At 34.7% G+C, this 18,838-nt stretch carries 21 protein-coding genes, 1 pseudogene and 1 riboswitch; of the genes and pseudogenes, 3 read left to right on the top strand and 19 right to left on the bottom strand.

What is annotated here, in order from left to right; genetic code table 11:
* Positions 1-69 precede the first annotated feature (69 nt).
* The 4 genes from fni to ABH959_RS00535 all read right to left on the bottom strand — a co-directional run bounded on the left by fni (position 70) and on the right by ABH959_RS00535 (position 3,590).
* On the bottom strand, positions 70-1,119 hold the full coding sequence (fni, locus tag ABH959_RS00550) for a type 2 isopentenyl-diphosphate Delta-isomerase (protein ID WP_113937045.1): 1,050 nt from the start codon (positions 1,117-1,119) through the stop codon (positions 70-72).
* Positions 1,120-1,131: 12 nt separating this feature from the next.
* Positions 1,132-2,280: a 30S ribosomal protein S1 gene (gene rpsA, locus ABH959_RS00545; RefSeq protein WP_002030757.1), complete on the bottom strand. Its 1,149-nt coding sequence runs from the start codon at positions 2,278-2,280 to the stop codon at positions 1,132-1,134.
* 328 nt (positions 2,281-2,608) lie between these two features.
* Positions 2,609-3,286 (bottom strand): (d)CMP kinase, encoded by a 678-nt coding sequence (gene cmk / locus ABH959_RS00540; protein WP_002086629.1) that lies wholly within the window; start codon positions 3,284-3,286, stop codon positions 2,609-2,611.
* A 130-nt stretch (positions 3,287-3,416) separates the two neighbouring features.
* Positions 3,417-3,590, bottom strand: a complete 174-nt coding sequence (locus ABH959_RS00535; RefSeq protein ID WP_002135263.1) for a DUF5359 family protein — start codon at positions 3,588-3,590, stop codon at positions 3,417-3,419.
* 212 nt (positions 3,591-3,802) lie between these two features.
* Between ABH959_RS00535 and ansA the strand changes: the two genes are divergently transcribed.
* Positions 3,803-4,777: an asparaginase gene (ansA, locus tag ABH959_RS00530; protein ID WP_002030754.1), complete on the top strand. Its 975-nt coding sequence runs from the start codon at positions 3,803-3,805 to the stop codon at positions 4,775-4,777.
* A gap of 34 nt (positions 4,778-4,811) precedes the next feature.
* Here the strand turns inward: ansA and ABH959_RS00525 are convergent, their stop codons facing one another.
* The 12 genes and pseudogenes from ABH959_RS00525 to ABH959_RS00470 form a co-directional block, all read right to left on the bottom strand.
* Positions 4,812-5,792: a YpdA family putative bacillithiol disulfide reductase gene (locus ABH959_RS00525; RefSeq protein WP_113937043.1), complete on the bottom strand. Its 981-nt coding sequence runs from the start codon at positions 5,790-5,792 to the stop codon at positions 4,812-4,814.
* 109 nt (positions 5,793-5,901) lie between these two features.
* A complete protein-coding gene (locus ABH959_RS00520) occupies positions 5,902-6,432 on the bottom strand; it encodes a peptidoglycan recognition protein family protein (RefSeq protein WP_002011791.1) in 531 nt (176 codons plus the stop codon).
* 79 nt (positions 6,433-6,511) lie between these two features.
* Positions 6,512-6,748: a DUF3961 domain-containing protein gene (locus ABH959_RS00515; protein WP_002011789.1), complete on the bottom strand. Its 237-nt coding sequence runs from the start codon at positions 6,746-6,748 to the stop codon at positions 6,512-6,514.
* A gap of 94 nt (positions 6,749-6,842) precedes the next feature.
* Positions 6,843-7,038: pseudogene (locus ABH959_RS00510) on the bottom strand (hypothetical protein).
* A gap of 80 nt (positions 7,039-7,118) precedes the next feature.
* The gene (gudB, locus tag ABH959_RS00505; RefSeq protein ID WP_113937042.1) at positions 7,119-8,405 is read right to left on the bottom strand and encodes an NAD-specific glutamate dehydrogenase; all 1,287 of its coding nucleotides are present in this window, start codon (positions 8,403-8,405) and stop codon (positions 7,119-7,121) included.
* Positions 8,406-8,753: 348 nt separating this feature from the next.
* Entirely contained in the window at positions 8,754-9,362 is a 609-nt protein-coding gene (locus tag ABH959_RS00500; protein ID WP_002011786.1) for a genetic competence negative regulator, read from the bottom strand.
* A gap of 77 nt (positions 9,363-9,439) precedes the next feature.
* Positions 9,440-10,315, bottom strand: a complete 876-nt coding sequence (locus ABH959_RS00495) for a MerR family transcriptional regulator (RefSeq protein WP_113937041.1) — start codon at positions 10,313-10,315, stop codon at positions 9,440-9,442.
* Positions 10,315-11,091 (bottom strand): metallophosphoesterase, encoded by a 777-nt coding sequence (locus ABH959_RS00490; RefSeq protein WP_404492159.1) that lies wholly within the window; start codon positions 11,089-11,091, stop codon positions 10,315-10,317. Before ABH959_RS00490 ends, ABH959_RS00495 begins: the two co-directional genes overlap by 1 nt.
* Positions 11,092-11,162: 71 nt before the next feature.
* Positions 11,163-11,642: a LysM peptidoglycan-binding domain-containing protein gene (locus ABH959_RS00485; RefSeq protein ID WP_002030746.1), complete on the bottom strand. Its 480-nt coding sequence runs from the start codon at positions 11,640-11,642 to the stop codon at positions 11,163-11,165.
* Between the two features lie 22 nt (positions 11,643-11,664).
* Positions 11,665-12,228: a CPBP family intramembrane glutamic endopeptidase gene (locus ABH959_RS00480; RefSeq protein ID WP_002064506.1), complete on the bottom strand. Its 564-nt coding sequence runs from the start codon at positions 12,226-12,228 to the stop codon at positions 11,665-11,667.
* Positions 12,228-13,757 (bottom strand): RecQ family ATP-dependent DNA helicase, encoded by a 1,530-nt coding sequence (locus ABH959_RS00475; protein WP_219301818.1) that lies wholly within the window; start codon positions 13,755-13,757, stop codon positions 12,228-12,230. Before ABH959_RS00475 ends, ABH959_RS00480 begins: the two co-directional genes overlap by 1 nt.
* Positions 13,747-14,808, bottom strand: coding sequence for a YpbB family protein (locus ABH959_RS00470; RefSeq protein ID WP_002086645.1), 1,062 nt, complete (start codon positions 14,806-14,808; stop codon positions 13,747-13,749). Before ABH959_RS00470 ends, ABH959_RS00475 begins: the two co-directional genes overlap by 11 nt.
* 297 nt (positions 14,809-15,105) lie before the next feature.
* Here ABH959_RS00470 and ABH959_RS00465 point away from each other — a divergent pair, with 297 nt between their 5' ends.
* Entirely contained in the window at positions 15,106-15,354 is a 249-nt protein-coding gene (locus tag ABH959_RS00465; RefSeq protein ID WP_001151994.1) for a ferredoxin, read from the top strand.
* Positions 15,355-15,471: 117 nt separating this feature from the next.
* Here the strand turns inward: ABH959_RS00465 and ABH959_RS00460 are convergent, their stop codons facing one another.
* A complete protein-coding gene (locus ABH959_RS00460) occupies positions 15,472-16,050 on the bottom strand; it encodes an ECF transporter S component (protein WP_002011769.1) in 579 nt (192 codons plus the stop codon).
* Between the two features lie 162 nt (positions 16,051-16,212).
* A riboswitch (FMN riboswitch) is annotated at positions 16,213-16,352 on the bottom strand.
* A gap of 248 nt (positions 16,353-16,600) precedes the next feature.
* Between ABH959_RS00460 and ABH959_RS00455 the strand changes: the two genes are divergently transcribed.
* Positions 16,601-17,287 (top strand): hypothetical protein, encoded by a 687-nt coding sequence (locus ABH959_RS00455; RefSeq protein ID WP_002011767.1) that lies wholly within the window; start codon positions 16,601-16,603, stop codon positions 17,285-17,287.
* Positions 17,288-17,471: 184 nt separating this feature from the next.
* On the opposite strand, the gene ABH959_RS00450 is transcribed toward ABH959_RS00455, so the two are convergent.
* Both ABH959_RS00450 and ABH959_RS00445 read right to left on the bottom strand, forming a co-directional pair.
* A complete protein-coding gene (locus ABH959_RS00450; RefSeq protein ID WP_113937037.1) occupies positions 17,472-18,086 on the bottom strand; it encodes a peptidoglycan DD-metalloendopeptidase family protein in 615 nt (204 codons plus the stop codon).
* Between the two features lie 85 nt (positions 18,087-18,171).
* A complete protein-coding gene (locus ABH959_RS00445; RefSeq protein ID WP_016092975.1) occupies positions 18,172-18,753 on the bottom strand; it encodes a cob(I)yrinic acid a,c-diamide adenosyltransferase in 582 nt (193 codons plus the stop codon).
* Positions 18,754-18,838 lie beyond the last annotated feature (85 nt).

Here is an 18,838-nt window from a genome sequence, read left to right as displayed (position 1 = left end):
TAATTTCTCGCCCTCCCTCTTCATTTTACGAAAATAAAACGCAAAAAAATCAACCGGATGGTTGATTTTTTATCGCCTACTATAATGTGCAGTTTCAATCCCTCGCTGCGCTAACCAATGGTACGTTTCACCTTTTACAACAAGAGGTACAGATTGTAACTCTTCTATCGTCTTCACGCCAAGAGCTGTCATAATAAATTTTAAATCTGTATGTAAAAGATCAATTTCATCCACTAAATTCTCAACACCATCTTGCATTAAAATACGTAAAAAGTATCCAGCAAACGCAGTTGTATTCGCCCCTAATGCGATTGCCTTCGCCACGTCAAGTGCTGTTTGTATACCCCCAGATGCAATAAAAGAGAGGTTATTATTTGTAGAGGTTGCTTCAATAATCGAGGTAGCTGTTTGTATGCCCCAGTTATTAAAATAAGAAAGCATTCGCTGTCTTCTTTCATTTTCAACAGCAGCAAAATTCGTACCACCTTGTCCGCCAATATCAATTGCTGTTATACCTATATTCGCTAACTGTTGTACTGTTTCCTTACTCATTCCAAAACCGACTTCTTTTACGATGACAGGTACTTTACTTTTTAAAACTATTTTCTCAATCCGCTGAAGTACACCAGTAAAATCACGGTCTCCTTCTGGCATCGTTAACTCCTGTATGACATTTAAATGAATTTGCAGTGCATTCGCTTCAATCATATCAACGGCACGCTCTGCCTGTTCGACAGTTGCCTCACTTCCTAAGTTTGCGAAAAAAATCCCATTCGGATTTACTTTCCTAACAACTTTATACGAAGCCGATTCACTTTCATCTTTTAAAGCTGCCATTTGCGAGCCTACAGCCATAGCAAGGTTATGATGTTTCGCTACATATGCTAATTGCTCATTAATATGTAATGTTTGCTCTCCTCCACCACCAGTCATCGCATTGATAAAAATCGGCGAACTTAGTGAAAGTTCGCCGATTTTTGTTTCACATGTTATAGTGTCATAACTTGAATTTGGCAAGCTTTGATGCACAAAATCAATATCATGAAAGCCATGCGTACGAGACTGACCAGTAGAAAGAGCATATTCAATATGATCTAATTTACGTTTTGCCCTTACCACTTGTACCCCTCTTTATTTCTTTAATTTTTTCAGTTGTTCACCAATAATATCACTTAACTGGAAAGTAGCCGAATCAGCATTTGGCTCATATTGGCTATAATCTTCTGTTACATTATTTTCTTCAAGCGTTTCTTTTATGCTTAAAGAAATACGTTTTTCTGCTACATGGACTTCAAGTACTTTCACTTTTACTTCTTGTCCCATTTCCAATACTTCATTTGGATTTTTCACATGACGATTTGCAATTTGAGATACATGTACAAGCCCTTCAACACCAGGTAAAATTTCAACAAACGCACCGAATGTAACAAGGCGTTTTACTACTCCCTCACGAATATCTCCAGCTTTTATTTCACCAGCAACATTTTCCCAAGGTCCTGGCTGAGCTGCTTTAATTGATAAAGAAATACGTTGCGTATCAGCATCAACAGATAACACTTTTACCTTTACCTTTTGACCTTGCTCTAATACCTCAGAAGGTTGCTCTACACGTTCGTGTGAAATTTGTGAAATGTGAACTAAACCGTCCACACCACCAACGTTAACGAAAGCACCAAAATCCGTTAATCGTTGTACTGTTCCTTCAACAATATCCCCTTCTTTTAACGAAGAGATTGCTTCTTTTTTCTTAGAATCTAGTTCTAGTTCTACTACCGCTTTATGTGAAAGAATAACACGATTTTTTTCACGGTCTAATTCAACAATTTTCACCGCTAATGTTTTTCCTTTATAGTCAGCAAAGTCTTCTACATAATGTACCTCTACAAGTGAAGCTGGGATAAATCCACGAACACCAAGGTCCACAACTAACCCACCATTCACGATATCTTTTACAGTAACATCAAATACATGACCAGAATTAAATTTTTCTTGTAATTCTACCCACGCTTTTTCTGCGTCAACAGCTCTCTTAGATAAAACAAGATCATCATCTTCTAATTTAATAATTTTCAATTCAAGTGTTTGATCTAATTCTACAACATCGCTTGCTTTTTCAATATGAACGTTAGCTAATTCACTAATCGGAATTACGCCATCTGTTTTGTATCCAACATTTACAAGAACTTGTTTCTCTTCAACTTTCGTTACAGAACCTGTAACAACGTCACCAACTTGTAATTCTTTTGAATTCATAACTTCTTCATTCATTTTCTCTACCATGGAAATACCTCCCTACAGAATTGACAAAGCATTTGTATGTATATACGAAATGAAAACAAATGTTTTCATTTGCATGTTTAAGAATTTATCATCACATATTCTGTTTCAATACAGTTCACAAGAAGCTATATTAAATCTATATAAATAGTATACAGCAAAATCATCTTGAAGAAAGTATGATTTGAAATATAATAGCGAATATATTCTGACAGTTTTTTTCCTCTGTAACTAACTTCTTACAAATTAGCCCATTTGTCAAGAAAAGAGACTTATAATTAACTTATCCTTTACATTTCAAAAAAAAAAGAAAGAGGATAGTCCTCTTTCTTTATTTCGCAAATACTCCTGAAACAATACCCATAATTTTTTGGACAACTTCTTCAATTGATAAAGAAGTTGTATCTAATTCCAATGCATCATCAGCTTTTTTCAAAGGAGAAACTTCGCGTTCTGAATCTAATTTATCACGCCTAGCAATTTCTTCTTTTAACTGCTCTAAATTAGAATCGAAACCTTTATTCATATTTTCTAAATGTCTTCTTTCCGCTCTTTCTTCTACAGAAGCAAGCATAAAGATTTTCACTTCAGCATCTGGTAGTACATGTGTACCAATATCACGGCCATCCATTACTACGCCGCCTTTTTTAGCTAATCCTTGTTGACGACGTACCATTTCTTCACGAACAAGACGATGCTTTGCTACAATAGATACGCGATTCGTCACATCTGGCGTACGAATCACCTCAGAAACATCTTGTCCATTTAAAAATACAAGTTGTGTATTTTCCCCTTGCTGAAATTCAATATTTACATTTTTTACGACTTCCATTAACTTTTCTTCATTTTCAATATCCACTTTTTGTTCAAGGGCTGCATATGTAATAGTACGGTACATTGCGCCTGTATCAATGTAAACATATGAAAGTTTTTTTGCAACAACTTTTGCAACTGTACTTTTCCCAGCAGCCGCTGGACCATCTATAGCAATCGAAATTCGTTTATCCATTGTAACACCTCATTTTTCACTTATAAAACAAAACGAAAAGCAGGTATTCTCCCCCTGCTTCTTCTCATTTGCCTCACGTCATTAAATCCTCAATAATTGTAGCATAATCCATCATAGAAGAAAATGAAAACTACTTATTCACCTGTAAGATTTCCGCCTTATTTTTCGTGACGACACCTTCGTAATAAACAATTTTCGATAAATATTTCACTGAAGATTTATGTATAAAAAGCAGTTGGACGACAGAAAGAAAAATAAATTGAATCAGTAATATACGAATTATAATTTTCTCCACTTTTTTCAAAAAACTCACTCCTTCCCTCTCTACACTTACACATCTACTCTCATAAATTTCCATAAACAAAACCTAACCTAATAACCACTTACCGGAGCACACTTAAAGTAATTTATTTTATTGTCATTTTCTAAGCATACTTTTATACATTTTCATTGTCGAATTTACTCAAAACATGTTATGTTCTAAATGTATTTTTCAACTTGAAAGGGGTATAAGCATTGAAAAGAATCCTAGTTTTACACACAGGTGGAACAATTGCAATGGAGGAAGATAAAGAAACTGGGGTCGTACAACCAGGTAAAAAGAATCCTCTTTTAAAATTTATTCCTGATTTAGAAGGCGATGTTGATTTAATTGTCGAAGATGTGTTCCATCTTCCATCTCCTCACATGACTCCTAGCGAAATGCTACAATTGCAAGTCATCATTGACGAAAGAGTAAAACAAGACGATATTCACGGCGTAGTCATCACGCATGGTACCGATACATTAGAAGAGACAGCTTATTTTCTTGATTTAACAGTTCAAGCAACTATCCCAATCGTTGTGACAGGGGCAATGCGTTCTAGTAATGAATTAGGTGCCGATGGTCTATATAATTTCTTATCAGCTGTAAAAGTTGCTAGTAGTAATGAAGCTGCTGAAAAAGGCGTTCTAGTCGTATTAAATGACGAAATACATTGTGCTACAAATGTAACAAAAACGCACACAAGTAATGTCGCGACCTTCCAAAGTCCACAGTACGGACCAATTGGCATGGTAACAAAACGTGGTGTTGTTTTCCATCATGCTTTAGTGCATCACGAAACATGCACAGTACGACAGATTTCTAAAAACGTTGTCGTTCTAAAAGCATACGCAGGTATGGATGATACATTATTATCAGCAATCGAAACACTACCAGTAGACGGAATTGTTATTGAAGCACTTGGACAAGGTAATTTACCTCCAAGAACACTTCCTAGTCTAGGGCGATTAATAGAAAAAGGCATTCCGATTGTATTAGTTTCACGCTGCTTTAACGGTATCGTTCAAGACGTATACTCTTATGAAGGTGGCGGAAAACAATTAAAAGATATGGGCATTGTTTTCACCTACGGTTTAAACGCTCAAAAGGCGCGAATTAAATTACTAGTCGCACTAGAAAACACAAACTCTCACGAAACAATCCAACATATGTTTATGCACGATTAAAAAAGAAGCTGTCGAAGATTTCGACAGCTTCTTTTTATTCTTCTCTTGATGCAATGGTTTGCGCAATCGCATCTCCATGGAATCTACCGTTCTCGATAAATATTTCATTTGCGTTATTCCCCGCAGCAATTACACCTGCAATAAAAATATTTTCAGCGTTTGTTTCCATACTACCCTCTATATAAATCGGGCGCCCTGTTTCTTCATCAATCCGAACTCCCATTTTTGTTAAGAAGCTGTGGTCTGGATGGTAACCCGTCATAGCAAATACAAAATCGTTTTGAATTGTATTTGCCTCACCATCTACTGTATACGTCAACGTATGCTCAGTAATTTCTTTTACATGCGCATGGAAATGCATTTGAATTGTCCCATTTCGTACTAACGCCTCAAATTCCGGCAAAATCCACGGCTTAATACTTGGCGAGTATTCCCCACCACGGTATAGAACTGTTACACGTACACCCGATTTAACAAGCTCTAACGCTGCATCTATACTTGAATTTTTACCACCTATTACAACGACATCTCGATCAAAATAAGGGTGTCCTTCTTTGAAATAATGAGCTACTTTCTCAAGTTTCTCACCAGGTACATTCATATAATTCGGATTATCATAATATCCAGTTGCGACAACAATGTATTTCGCAACATATATTTCTTTGTTTCCGTCACGCTTCGTCGTTTCAACTTTAAAAACATCACCATCTTTTTGAACTTGTTCCACTCGTTCAAATGCATTTACACGTATAGATTTACGCTTTACTACTTCACGATAATACGCAAGCGCCTGATTACGAAATGGCTTACGATTTTCTGTAATAAAAGCAACTTCACCAATTTCTAATTTTTCACTAGAGGAGAAAAATGTTTGATGAGTTGGATAATTATAAATTGCATTTACAATGTTTCCTTTTTCGATTACTAACGGATTTAACCCCACTTTTTGCAACGAAATCGCCGCTGCTAATCCGCATGGACCGCCTCCGATAATAATAACTGTTTCTTTTTGCATACTTAGTTCACTCCTAGTCTTCTACCTCTGCTCTATTTATATAAACAAGAAAAAACCTACTTACAGCAGTAGGCATCTATCTTTATTGTATTCATTTTTCATATATTTGTCATCTAAACGAAACATACATCCGATAGACATCTGCTAAAAACTGCTGAAATTTAATTCCTTGTTGCCCTAATACATTCTCAGGATCGATTTTCCGAGTAGGATCCAACGTTTTGTGTGACACAATAGCCTTTTTAGGATTTAAACCGAAATTTTGACATAAATAAGCGTGATACCACGTAAAACGAGTATACGCCTCCCAAAAGTTTACGTCGCCACCATAGCAAAGTTCAACCCCAATTGCAGCCTTATTCGCATCATAACCGAATAACTCATTATCCGTTGGCACATTGTATCGAACATGGTACGCAACTTCATTTATAGGGACAATTTCTAATATTGTTTTATCATCAATAAATGTATGCGCTGAAGCTTTCGGTTGTATTTCATTAAAGTAATCCCGATTTCCTATCGCATTGCTACCAGGGTTCCCCGTGTCATGACTTACAATAAATCTTACTTTTGAAAGAGGAATTCCTGGTCGTGAATTTCCATACCCAATATAGTTACGCTCTATAGGGAACATCGCCATTACTACCAACTCCCGCCCTAAAAAATTACCTTACTTCCTTATATATGTATTCGGTGGCAATGTCCTTATGGCATATTTCTTATGCGAAGAGAACATCGAAAATATTTGATGTGAATACCATAAATAATACAATACTTACAGCCACTCCATAAAAACCGTAAAACCAAATACAATCTTCTTTCGTATCTAAACCGAAAAATTTATTTACCGATTGTAATAATGTGCCACGCTTGCTTTGTTTGTTTCGTAATACTTCCACTCGTTCTACAACATCGGCTGGCATCATAAATCTTTGGTCTACTGTCATTTTCATCATTTATCTCTCCTTAAAATCATTTCCGTTTTGCTTATCTAAGGAAAGTATAGCACGTTTGTTCGTGTAGAACAAGCGTTCTTTTTTATTTTTTATTCTATTTTTCACCAAACCAAGTAATAATTGTGAATATAAACGCGATAATTGTTCCAACTACAACTGCACCAAATATTAAAAACAATAATCCTTCGCCGAACACCCTAACGACACTTGTTTTTCGGGCTCTCTTAGCTCTTGCAAGTTCACCCTCTAACACCTAATTGGTCTACTCGTTCCATTATTTCATTCCCCATATACAACACCTCATTTAATACTTCAACAAAAAAACGCGATTCCCTCGAAAGGAAATCACGTTTTCTCAAAACATTATATATTATACCCAACCTCTGAAGCGACTAGCCTCAGCCATTTTACGAACACCAATCATGTATGCAGCTAAGCGCATGTTCACTTTACGAACTTGTGATGTTTCATAAATTGAATCGAATGATTTTACCATTACTTTTTCTAAACGTTGTTCTACTTCTTCCTCAGTCCAGTAGTAACCTTGGTTATTTTGTACCCACTCAAAGTAAGATACCGTAACGCCACCAGCACTTGCTAATACGTCTGGAACAAGTAAGATACCACGATCTGTTAAGATTTTTGTTGCTTCTAATGTAGTTGGACCATTTGCAGCTTCAACCACAATTTTCGCTTTAATCTTATCAGCATTTTCTCCTGTAATTTGGTTCTCAATTGCAGCAGGAACTAAAATGTCGCAATCAAGTTCTAACAGTTCTGTATTTGAAATTGTATTATTAAATAGTTTTGTTACAGTACCGAAGCTATCGCGACGATCTAGTAAGTAGTCAATATCTAATCCATTCGGATCATGTAGTGCACCGTAAGCATCTGAAATTGCAATTACTTTCGCGCCTGCATCATGCATAAATTTAGCTAAGAAGCTACCCGCATTACCAAATCCTTGAACAACAACGCGTGCACCTTTAATATCAATGTCACGTTTTTTCGCAGCTTCACGAATACAAATTGTTACACCTTTTGCAGTCGCTGTTTCACGTCCGTGTGATCCACCTAATACAAGTGGTTTACCTGTAATAAATCCTGGTGAATTAAATTCATCGATACGGCTATACTCATCCATCATCCATGCCATAATTTGTGAGTTTGTAAATACATCTGGAGCCGGAATATCTTTTGTCGGACCAACAATTTGGCTAATTGCTCGTACATAACCGCGGCTTAATCTTTCTAATTCACGGAAAGACATCTCACGTGGGTCACAAATGATTCCACCTTTACCTCCACCATATGGTAAATCAACAATACCACATTTTAAACTCATCCAAATAGAAAGTGCTTTCACTTCATTTTCTGTTACGTTTGGATGGAAGCGAATTCCACCTTTCGTTGGACCAACAGCATCATTATGTTGTGCACGATATCCTGTAAATATTTTAACAGTCCCGTCATCCATACGAACTGGAATTTTCACTGTCATCATACGAATTGGTTCTTTCAATAATTCATATACTTCGTTTGGATAACCCAATTTTTCTAATGCTTCATTAATTACAATTTGTGTTGAATTTAACAATTCAAAATGTTGTTCCCCTTGTTGTTGTGTTTTCGTTTGAGTTCCCTTTTCGGCTACCATAGTAAGTAAACCCCCTGTAATTTCACTTGTTTAGTAAACCTTCATTGCCTAGTATACACCGTTAAATTTGGAATGCAATAGAAAACGCTAACAAATATATACAAACTATTTTGTATTGCAAGCGTTTTCACTATTATTATAGTCCTTTTATTGCTTTTAGAAAAGTAAAATACTTAAATATTTAAATATTTTTTATTTTCATCAAAATACATTCGATAAAACAATTATTTCATCAAGAAATACTGATTACATTTTAACATACAGATCGGCTAGTCTTGTTACCTACACTTCGTTTTATAGATTTTAGATTTTCAGCTGAATAAAAATAAAACCTCAAGCTACGTTACATTAGCTGAGGTTTTGTTTTTTCACAAAGTAATTGTATATTTGTTCAATTGCTTGAGAATCCATTAATTCTTTACCATATTCCATTACGCGGTAAATTGTTGCTGTTGACGGATTACCGTACTCCGCTAAAATAGCTATAAAATCCGCCTTCAATAATTGAAATTGCTCTTCTTCTTCTATCCAAAGATAAAAACGATCATCCCACGTATACAACTTCCCATCAGTTACACCAAGGTTATATAAGCGATTTGACAAATTGATTACATCATCTAATGTAGCAAACTCGTAAAGTATATGTTCACTTTCATCAAGAGTCACTTGCATTTCAATAAACTCGTCACGGAACTCATCTTCTGTGTCCACTTCGTGATTTTCTTTTGTTACAATTACAACCATACCTTGAGCTTGTAGAGAAAATACTTCAACAGCAATCGGTCCATCCGCTTCAAACCCTAATTCTGTATTTGCTTCTTGCATCATATCACGGAATAGTTGCTGTACTTTCGGTGCATTTCTCCACAAATCTTCTTTCGTTAATCCTCGTTCAGATAAATCATCAAATGTTAGGAAAATTTTAATCTTATTATAATTTAAACGTTCCAGTCTCATCTCATACCCTCCCTACGTAACCATTGCATCTAATTTTTATTATATGAAATAGAAAATAGATGGTTCTTTTCGAACGACTATTCCGACATCTTTAACCATCCATCCCATTCTTCTTTCGTGTTACCAATTAGGATATTTTGAAGATTTAATTGATCTCCAATATCTTTTCTTCCTATAAAACCACCAGAGATGTTTTCATTTTTTTCTTGTAACAAGTCAATAAATTCTACTGCCTCTTCAAGTTCTCGTTCATCATCAAAAGATATAAACAAATATTTAGGTTGTAATTGTTCAATAGCTAGTAAAATACCTTCTTCATCTAAACTTGTCCCCATATACATTGTTTGATATCCTTTTAGTCGTAAATACGTCGCGAAAATAAATCCTTTTAATATATTATTTTCTAAGACGAAAACTTTGTTAACGGAAGAATACACCGACGCATTATGATAGATCATTCCTAAACGTGTTTGTAAGAATGATACAACATATTTGAATTGCGACATTGTAATCTCATTATTACTTTTTAAAGTTAACAACTTGTTTGCCACTTGAAGAATGATGCTTGCAACAACCTTTTCCGTTGAATATATACTAAAAACCTCGTTTAATAATGCAGAAATTGTAATTTCATCAAATTCTAACAAAGCTTGTAGTATATCGTCCACTAAAACAACTTCTGTATCAGTAATTTTTTCTTTTTGAACGTTGTTCTGCAACCGATTCCCTTCTAATAACTGAACTGCTTGTCCAATCATCATCCCCTCAGAAACTTTGTTCATTAACCATTTCAAAATATGAATATGCTCTTCTGTATATAAACGATGCCCCGCACGATTTCTCTTTGGGGCAATAATATGATAGCGTCTTTCCCATGCGCGAAGTGTACTCGGTTGAATTCCGAGTATATTTGAGACAGCTTTTATATTATATTTTCCATTTGAATTCGGCATTATTTCCCTCCGCATAACGTAATGATATGTGTTTGGGAAGGTGCCCGAAAACGAAGAGGGAACAATGTTGTTCCATACCCATTACTAACAAAGAGAGTCGTATTAGAATGCTTATATACGCCACCCTTTAAATACTTTTCAGATGGAAGCAACCGAATCTGGCCTCCATGTGTATGTCCACTTAATACGAGCGAAATTTGTTCATTACCAGACATTTTCTTTATTATATCTGGGTTGTGACTAATTAAAATGCGAAAACCTTCTTCTTTACAATCAGACAACGCTAAATCTAAACGATCTCGTTCTAATCCAACATCATCGATACCGAGTAAGCAAATTTTCTCTCCTAATTCAGACTCAAATACAACTCTTGTATTATCTAATACCTTCACATTATTTTCTATTAATAAAGCATCTAATTCGTGATATTCAATTTCATAGTCATTATTTCCCCATACAAAATATACAGGGGCTATTTCTCTTAACTTTTGAATATTTAAAGAGATTCGCGATAAAGGTACTCCTTTTTCAGCTAAATCACCGCCAATAATTACGATATCTGCTTTTCCTTTCACTCGTTCAATTAGCGAGCTAGAAATGATCCTTCTATGAATATCCGAAATAAAAAAAACTTTAACTTTTTGAAAACTTTCCGGAAATTCTTCGAATACTAAAGTATGTTCCAACACTGTATTACGCATCGCTTCTTTATACATTCCAAGAAGACATACAAAACCAATGCATATGAGAGTACATAATAATATAATCCATGACATATATTTTTTACTCTCCCTCCTCGTAAAGTATAGTCCTTAATTTTATGTGGAGCTATATATCACTCATTTAGCTAGCTCTCATACTTCGTGGACTTATCTTTTATAGGAATTTTCAATTCTTGTCCTACCTTCACTTCGTCTTCTTGTAAATCATTATACTTTTTTATTATTTCTATCCCATCTTCATCTGAGAAATATTGCTTCGCTATACTTTCTAAAGTTTCTCCATCTTTCACAACATGAGTTGCTACTTTCTCAGACTGCTTCTTTGATTCAGTCTTAGCGGAATCAAAGAAAATTACTTCAAACGCACTTTTCTCAGCATTATTACTATCACTTTTTACCTGTATATATTTATCCGTATACCATAGGATACTAATAGGTAACAATATGAACAAAAATGTTAACACTCGGACGAAAATGTGATTCATTTTAAACTTTGGTTTGTTCTCTTTATTTCTATGAATTTCACTACGCGGCGGTAAACTTTCATCTTCTTCCACTTGCTCAACTTCTAACTCCTCTTCAAAATCAGGAATTCGTTTTCTCATGTTGTTCACCACCACCTTCCATTTATTTTCTTAATTGGAGCCCCATTATAAAATCAACAAGAAAGTGTGCAAAGATTGTTATAAACAAATTTCCTGTCCACTCGAATACATAACCAAAAACAAAACTAATAAAGCAGACGAAACAAAACAAAAAAGGCTTCGTTATATACCGAATATGTAACACAGCAAAAATTAAACTCGCTATTACAATTCCGAAATGAGTCTGCACTACACCTCTAAATAAAAACTCTTCCGCAAAACCAATAATAAACGTGATAACGAGTAAATGCATGACAGAAATCCCTTGAAACATTCTATCGTTAATGCCACCATCATCAAACCAAGATTCTGGAAACACTCGCATTGCAACATAATCTAATAACACAATACAAATCGCTAACAAGCTACCTATTAAAAGTATAGAAACCGGTTCCCATTTCCATAAACTATAAACTTCTCTTTTATCTTGAAATAATATATATGCTAGTAAACAACCGATACCAATAATGATTAGTTGTGTTATGTAGAGATTCAGTCTTATTTCTCTCGGACTCATATCTTCAACATTATGCCTTTGAATGTTCATCATTCCTCCATCTTTCCTAGGCCGAAAAGCTTTTGTAACTCTGTTTCCCAATTATAGTCGAAAACTAACTGTTGCGCTCGTCTTTTTTTATAATCCGTTTTTGTAATACCACAGTAATCACAACAGTTTTCTATCTCTTTTTCTTTTCTATAACCGAATTGTTGTAATAAATATTCACGTCTACATCCTTGAACTTGTATCCATGACTTCATATTTTCTAGCTCACTATATTTATTACGTATTCTCACTTCCACTTCCGCTATTAATCTGTGCATTATTTCATCTGACAAGCTCTCTAGCATGAGATTTCGCTGTTGTATGATTCCAAGATGTTCGAGATGATAACGTGTAAAGCGCCAATACTGTTCATTAAATCTTGCTGCATTATAACAAATTTCTTCTACATCTTCTAATGGTAATACTTTCGTTTGAAACATTCTTTCTTGTAGTAACGAAAATAAAAATTGTATTTGCGATTTACTTGGTAATTCATCTTCAATGATTGAAATTGGCAAATCGTGATCCAATGGACTACATAATAAAATGGCTATACTCAATTCTCCATCTCTTCCCGCTCTTCCAATTTCTTGTAAATAGGAAGCTACATTTGTCGGATATTGAAAATGAATAATATATCTTGTATTCGCCTTATTTACCCCCATCCCAAAAGCACTTGTACATATTACAATTTGCAACTGGTCATTCATAAACTGCTGTTGAATTAACATACGCTCTTCATGTTCCATACCACCATGATAAAAAGCTACACCTGTAATTCCTTTTCCTCTTAAATACTCGGTTAAACGCTCTGTCCAGGCCCTACTTGAACAATAAACAATACCAGGCCCTTGCAAATACATTACATGCTCAAAAAGCGCCTCTTTTTTTTCTTCTATTGTTTCCACAAATTGCACTTCCATCGCAATATTTGGACGATCAATTGAGTACACATGCTCAGCAATATTTTTTAGATTTAAACTTTCCGCTATATCTCGCAGTACATCCTTTGTCGCAGTTGCTGTTAATGCTAGTACCGTCGGAGATCCGATACTCTCAATTACTTTATCTAATTTTTTATAATCTGGCCGAAAATCATAGCCCCATTGTGAAATACAATGCGCTTCATCTACGACAAATAATGAAATATGAATTTTTTTCAATTCTCTTATTAGAAGTTCCGACTGCAACATCTCTGGTGATACGAAAACAAATTTATAAAAAGATAGCTTTTTCATTGCTTCTCTTTTTTCAATTAACGTCCGAAAACTATTCAATGCAATAACTCGATTTTTCACGACATACTTTAATTGCGTAACTTGGTCTTCCATTAAAGATAATAATGGTGATACAACAAGCACCGTACCCTCTTGCAGAAGCCCCGGAAGTTGATAACACATTGACTTTCCCCTTCCAGTCGGAAGCATTGCTACAACATCTTTTCCTTCCAATAAGTCCGTAATAACTCCTTTTTGCCCCGGACGAAATTCAGAATATCCAAACCACTTATATAAATATTCCTCAAGCTTCATTTATACCCTCCATCCGTGCCAATACAAGACGTACTTCAAAATAAGAGATTTCCTCTCCAACCGCTTGCTTCAACACACGCAATTTACGTGTTTGTAATGCTTCAATTACTTTTGTTACTTTTTCCATTTTTTCTTTTTCCATAAACATTTCAATAGAAAATTCTTTTTCTCGTAAAGCAATTTCTACAAAATGGTCTTCTATCGTGGCAACCTTCAAATTCCGAATTGTTGCTATTTCTTCTAAAGAGCGTCCTTGTCTCCAAAGATTATATGTTTTTTTCGTTGATAAACTAAATAAATCAGCTTTCTCATTTGGATACGATATAATTTCAGCTAATAATGGAAACTCGTTTTCTTTATTGCGAACTTCTTGAATAAGGAAATGAATTGTACCCCAAAATAAAAAATACACTCGAAATATATCTTGTTTCGTAATTTCCGCTAATTGTTGTAAAGTACACCCAATACGTTTATACCCAGTTAACCGATATATTACGATTGTCGCCTCTACTGGATTATTTTTTTGTAAAAGAGTATGCATTTCCTTCCATAATCTTTTAGCCAATTCACTTCTCATATACGGTATTCCAGTGAGAAAACGTTTCACCCACATCATTATTTCTGTATCCTGTTGAATTGGAATAAATTTCGTATTCGCCTGTTGTAAATTCGAAATGGTTTGAACGATCAATGATAATCTCTTCCAAAACGTTTCACCTATTTCCCCATAGTGTAAACCATTTAAATATGTCGGAAAGGCAAAGTCACCTTCCCATTTGTTTAATTGCACGTTACCAGCAGTCGTTAACACATATGTATTATCATGTATACCTTGAACTAAATCCGTTTGTAACAACTTTGCAACTTCTTGATCATAATCAGCTCTATTTAATGACTTATAAATCCCAAACAAAAAAGAAATTTGAAACATATTCCCATCTTGTAATGTTTGCGACGATCTCTTTCCTTTTAGTAAATAATAAATTGAAGAAACGGTTCTTTCACCATTCAATTGTTTTAAACAATATAATAAAGTATATTGTAGCTGCATTACCGCTTCCACCTCTCAGTCTAACTTCATTCTTTTTTCAATATGATTGCACATTAACTGCTATTCATTCAACTTATCATATTCACACTACATGCTTTTATATATTCTATTGTATCAAACGAAATAACATTTAAGTATTTTGAAAATCTTATGAAATAATTCAAAAATAAGTTGACACTCTAATTGATAAGCATTATCATTATAATTTTATGTTGAAAAGTTTTAAAAACCGTTTTACAATAAGATTATAATTTTTTGGCGAACTTTTCACATACATATTATCAGGAGGGAAAAAATATGGCAAAATATACAATCGTTGACAAAGATACTTGTATTGCATGCGGTGCTTGTGGTGCTGCTGCACCAGACATTTATGACTATGATGATGAAGGCATTGCATTTGTAACATTAGACGATAACCAAGGTATCGTTGAAATTCCAGATGTATTAATTGAAGATATGATGGATGCATTCGAAGGTTGTCCAACTGACTCAATTAAAGTTGCTGACGAATCATTTGATGGCGACTCTTTAAAATTCGAATAGTCTTTTATTAACTTCAAAAAATCCCCCTCATAAGTATGAGGGGGATTTTTTGCACTCTTTTTCATTCTCACTAACAAAAAAACCATTAGCAGTTACGCTGCCAATGGTTTAATATTTTTAAGCATTTTTCATTTTTGCAAATACCCATACTTTCAAGCGTGAAAATAATGCTACAAATACAATTGTTACAACAATTCCTTTAATTACATTAAACGGTAATATCGCCGTTACAATAGTTTGTCGCATAATATCACTAGACATAGCTGGTGAATTTAAAAACCAAGTGTACGCTGGTAAAATAATAAAGTAGTTTAACACACTCATAATAACTGTCATAGTAATTGTACCTAACATTAATCCTGTCGTTAAACTTTTTACTGTGCGATACTTTCGGAATAAGAATGCTGCTGGACCAATAAATAAACATCCCGCTATAAAGTTTGCTACTTCTCCTACTGGTACTCCCGTTAAACTTCCTTGAATTCCGTAATGCAAAATATTTTTTATCGCTTCTACAATTACACCTGCAATTGGACTAAAAATTATTGCCGCAATTAAAGCTGGCACATCACTAAAATCAATTTTTAAAAATGGCGGAAGCCCTGGGAATGGAAAATCCAACATCATTAGTAAATACGCAATACTACTTAGCATCGCTACACTCACCATCTGCACTACACTGTTTTTTTGTTTCATCTTTCTCTCTCCTTTTCCATCGATCTTCTCATGGAAAGTGGAAAGGTTCTGCTATGCCTATTTTTCATAGAACGAAAAAACCCTTTGTGATTTACACAAAGGGAGAATTTTAAGGCACATCAAACAGACGTTCAAATACTTATCTTTTTTGAACGCTTGAACCTCCATCTTCTCCCATCCAGACTGTACTGTCGGCTTTGGAATCACACCAAATCCTGCCTTAACGGCTCGCGGGCTTAGAACGAAATTATTAACTGTTCATCACCGCCGGTCGGGATTTTCACCCTGCCCCGAAGATAGACCGATATTCTATTTTCCACTTCATTATACAACAACATGATCGTATTGTGAACAAAAAAAGTGTAACTTACTAAAAATAAGTTATTAATTTTATATCATTAAAGAAACGATCACTATATTTTACAATACAACCCATATTTTTTATAATTCGGTATTTCTCCTATGAATCCCCCTAGTCATATGTCGTCAAAAGTGATAAGATGTTGAATTGTTAAGATAAGAACATTTTCTGAGTTATGGAGGAAATGTCATGAAGAAAGATAAAAGACACTCTATTCGAGAAGCAATGAAAAAGAACTTAAGAAAAGAATACTTTTATTTGAAAAAAGAATTACTTTTCTACTGTCCAATTGATCTAGGCACATTCTCAAGAGAGACATACTACGCTACTTTTGACCAAGATGGCATAAGTATTTATCAGTATGATAAAAAAACAGAAAGTAAATTAAAATTGTGTGAGCGTCATCCATGGAAGAGTTGGAATAAGGTAAAAGTTGATCACTATTTAACAACTTCTCAATTTATTTTCCAAGGTGAGCGAAACTGGATTTTATCCCTTTTCCAAAAAGGAAAAGAAGCTCAAAAAATAATTGAAGAACATACATCTTTACAAACGGAAGTTGTTTCCCGTCCGTTTTCCAAGAAACTTCCTGGTTTCCGTTCTGATACACCATTGAATAAATACATCGGTAGCATTTGTTACACTGCACTTATTGCATTTTTATTAAAATGGATGATTCCATTTCAAGCACCACAAATCGCCCTGTATTCTCTTTCAATTGGCTTTATGCTTCTTGGTTTACTTTGTCTTACAATTGGTCTAATCGAACCAACTATCGTACTATTTCGGACAAAAGAAAAAACAAGAACAAAAGTCTTTTACTTATATAGCTACTTAGCTATTACTGGATTTATATGTGTCTTTATTTTTTGGTAAAAGAAGCCGTCCCAAAAGATCTTTTGGGACGGTTTTTCGTTAAGGATAGGTTGCTCTTACTGTCGCATTTTATTGTTATATCGACATTTCTTGTCGAAATGTCGATATAATTTCATTTACTATCGCAATCTTAAATAAGAAGAAAATAAATTTATTCAAAAGTTATGCTTTTGGGACGTTGCCTTTACTTGACGTATAGTTGTTGGTTCGGATAGATTTGCTCTTGTCGCAATCCATTCCTCACTTTAATTTCCTCAACTGTCATACCAAATTTCCGGGCAATACCCACTAAAGTATCACCTTTTTGTACAATATATAGTGATGATGACACAACTTGATTTTTTTGTTCATTTAAAACAAGCAACGGATTCATCGCATTCCTTTTCTCCATCGTCCATCTCCCTTGATGCACTTCTAAATGTAAATGCGCTCCTCGCGATTCTCCTGTATTCCCTACCTCTCCAATTAGCTCTCCTTTTGAAATGTTATCACCTTGAACTACATATCTCTTATTTAAATGCGCATAAACAGCCTCATATTCTCCATGTTTAATAAACACAACATTTCCATAACTACTTGAAAAATAAGACTTTGTCACCTTACCATTTTGAATAGCTGCAACAGGCGTTCCAATTGGCGCAGCTATATCAATACCATAGTGTTTCCCATGTCTTGTCCCAAAATAATCACTTATCTGCCCATCAACAGGCCATATCCACTGATTCCCTTCAGCGTAAACATGTAATTGAGATAAAAATAATACACTCAATATCACCACGCCACATTTTAACGCTTTCATATACATCCTCCGTTTTCTAATAACCGTCATACCTTCTCTATTGTGGGATATTACAGAAAAAAGTATACAAAAAAAAGAAAGTGTATTACTCCACTTCCTTCTCTTCTTTATTACGAAAAACAAGTGCACTGCGGTTATATTCCACATCTTTCACTTGTAAACGCGCATTTATTACTCTAGCAAGCGCAAATAAATAATCAGATAACCTATTTACATACTTTAGAACAATTTCATTGGTTTCTCCTTCTTTTTGCAATGACACTATACAACGTTCTGCTCTTCTTATAACTGTACGTGCAATGTGTAGTGCAGCCGATATCTCGCTACCGCCTGGTAAAATAAAACGCTCTAAAGGCGGCGCTTCTTCTGTATACGAATCAATTCGACTCTCTAAATACTCGACCATCTCTATCGTTACTTTATAAGGGATCTTCTTCTCTACTATTGCTAAATCCCCTCCACAATCAAATAGTTCATGTTGAATATTTTCAAGTTCGTTATAAATGTTACGAAAACATTCCTCTTGTAATTTAGACATGGCATATCCGATATGAGAATTCGCCTCATCAATTGTTCCATAAGCTTCTACACGTATATGATCTTTATCCACTCGGCCACCTATGACACTCGTTTCCCCTTTATCACCTGTTTTTGTATAAAGTTTCATTTCATTATGACACCTCTCTTTTTATTTTCATTCTGATTATTAAAGAAAAAAACTCTACCATTCTTTATTTAATTGCACTTACAAA

Origin of the sequence: Bacillus sp. RC51 (assembly GCF_044908115.1) — a bacterium.
Taxonomy (GTDB): domain Bacteria; phylum Bacillota; class Bacilli; order Bacillales; family Bacillaceae_G; genus Bacillus_A; species Bacillus_A mycoides.
The sequence above is the reverse complement of the archived record's forward strand: the minus strand, read 5'-3'. Positions and strand labels throughout refer to the sequence as shown.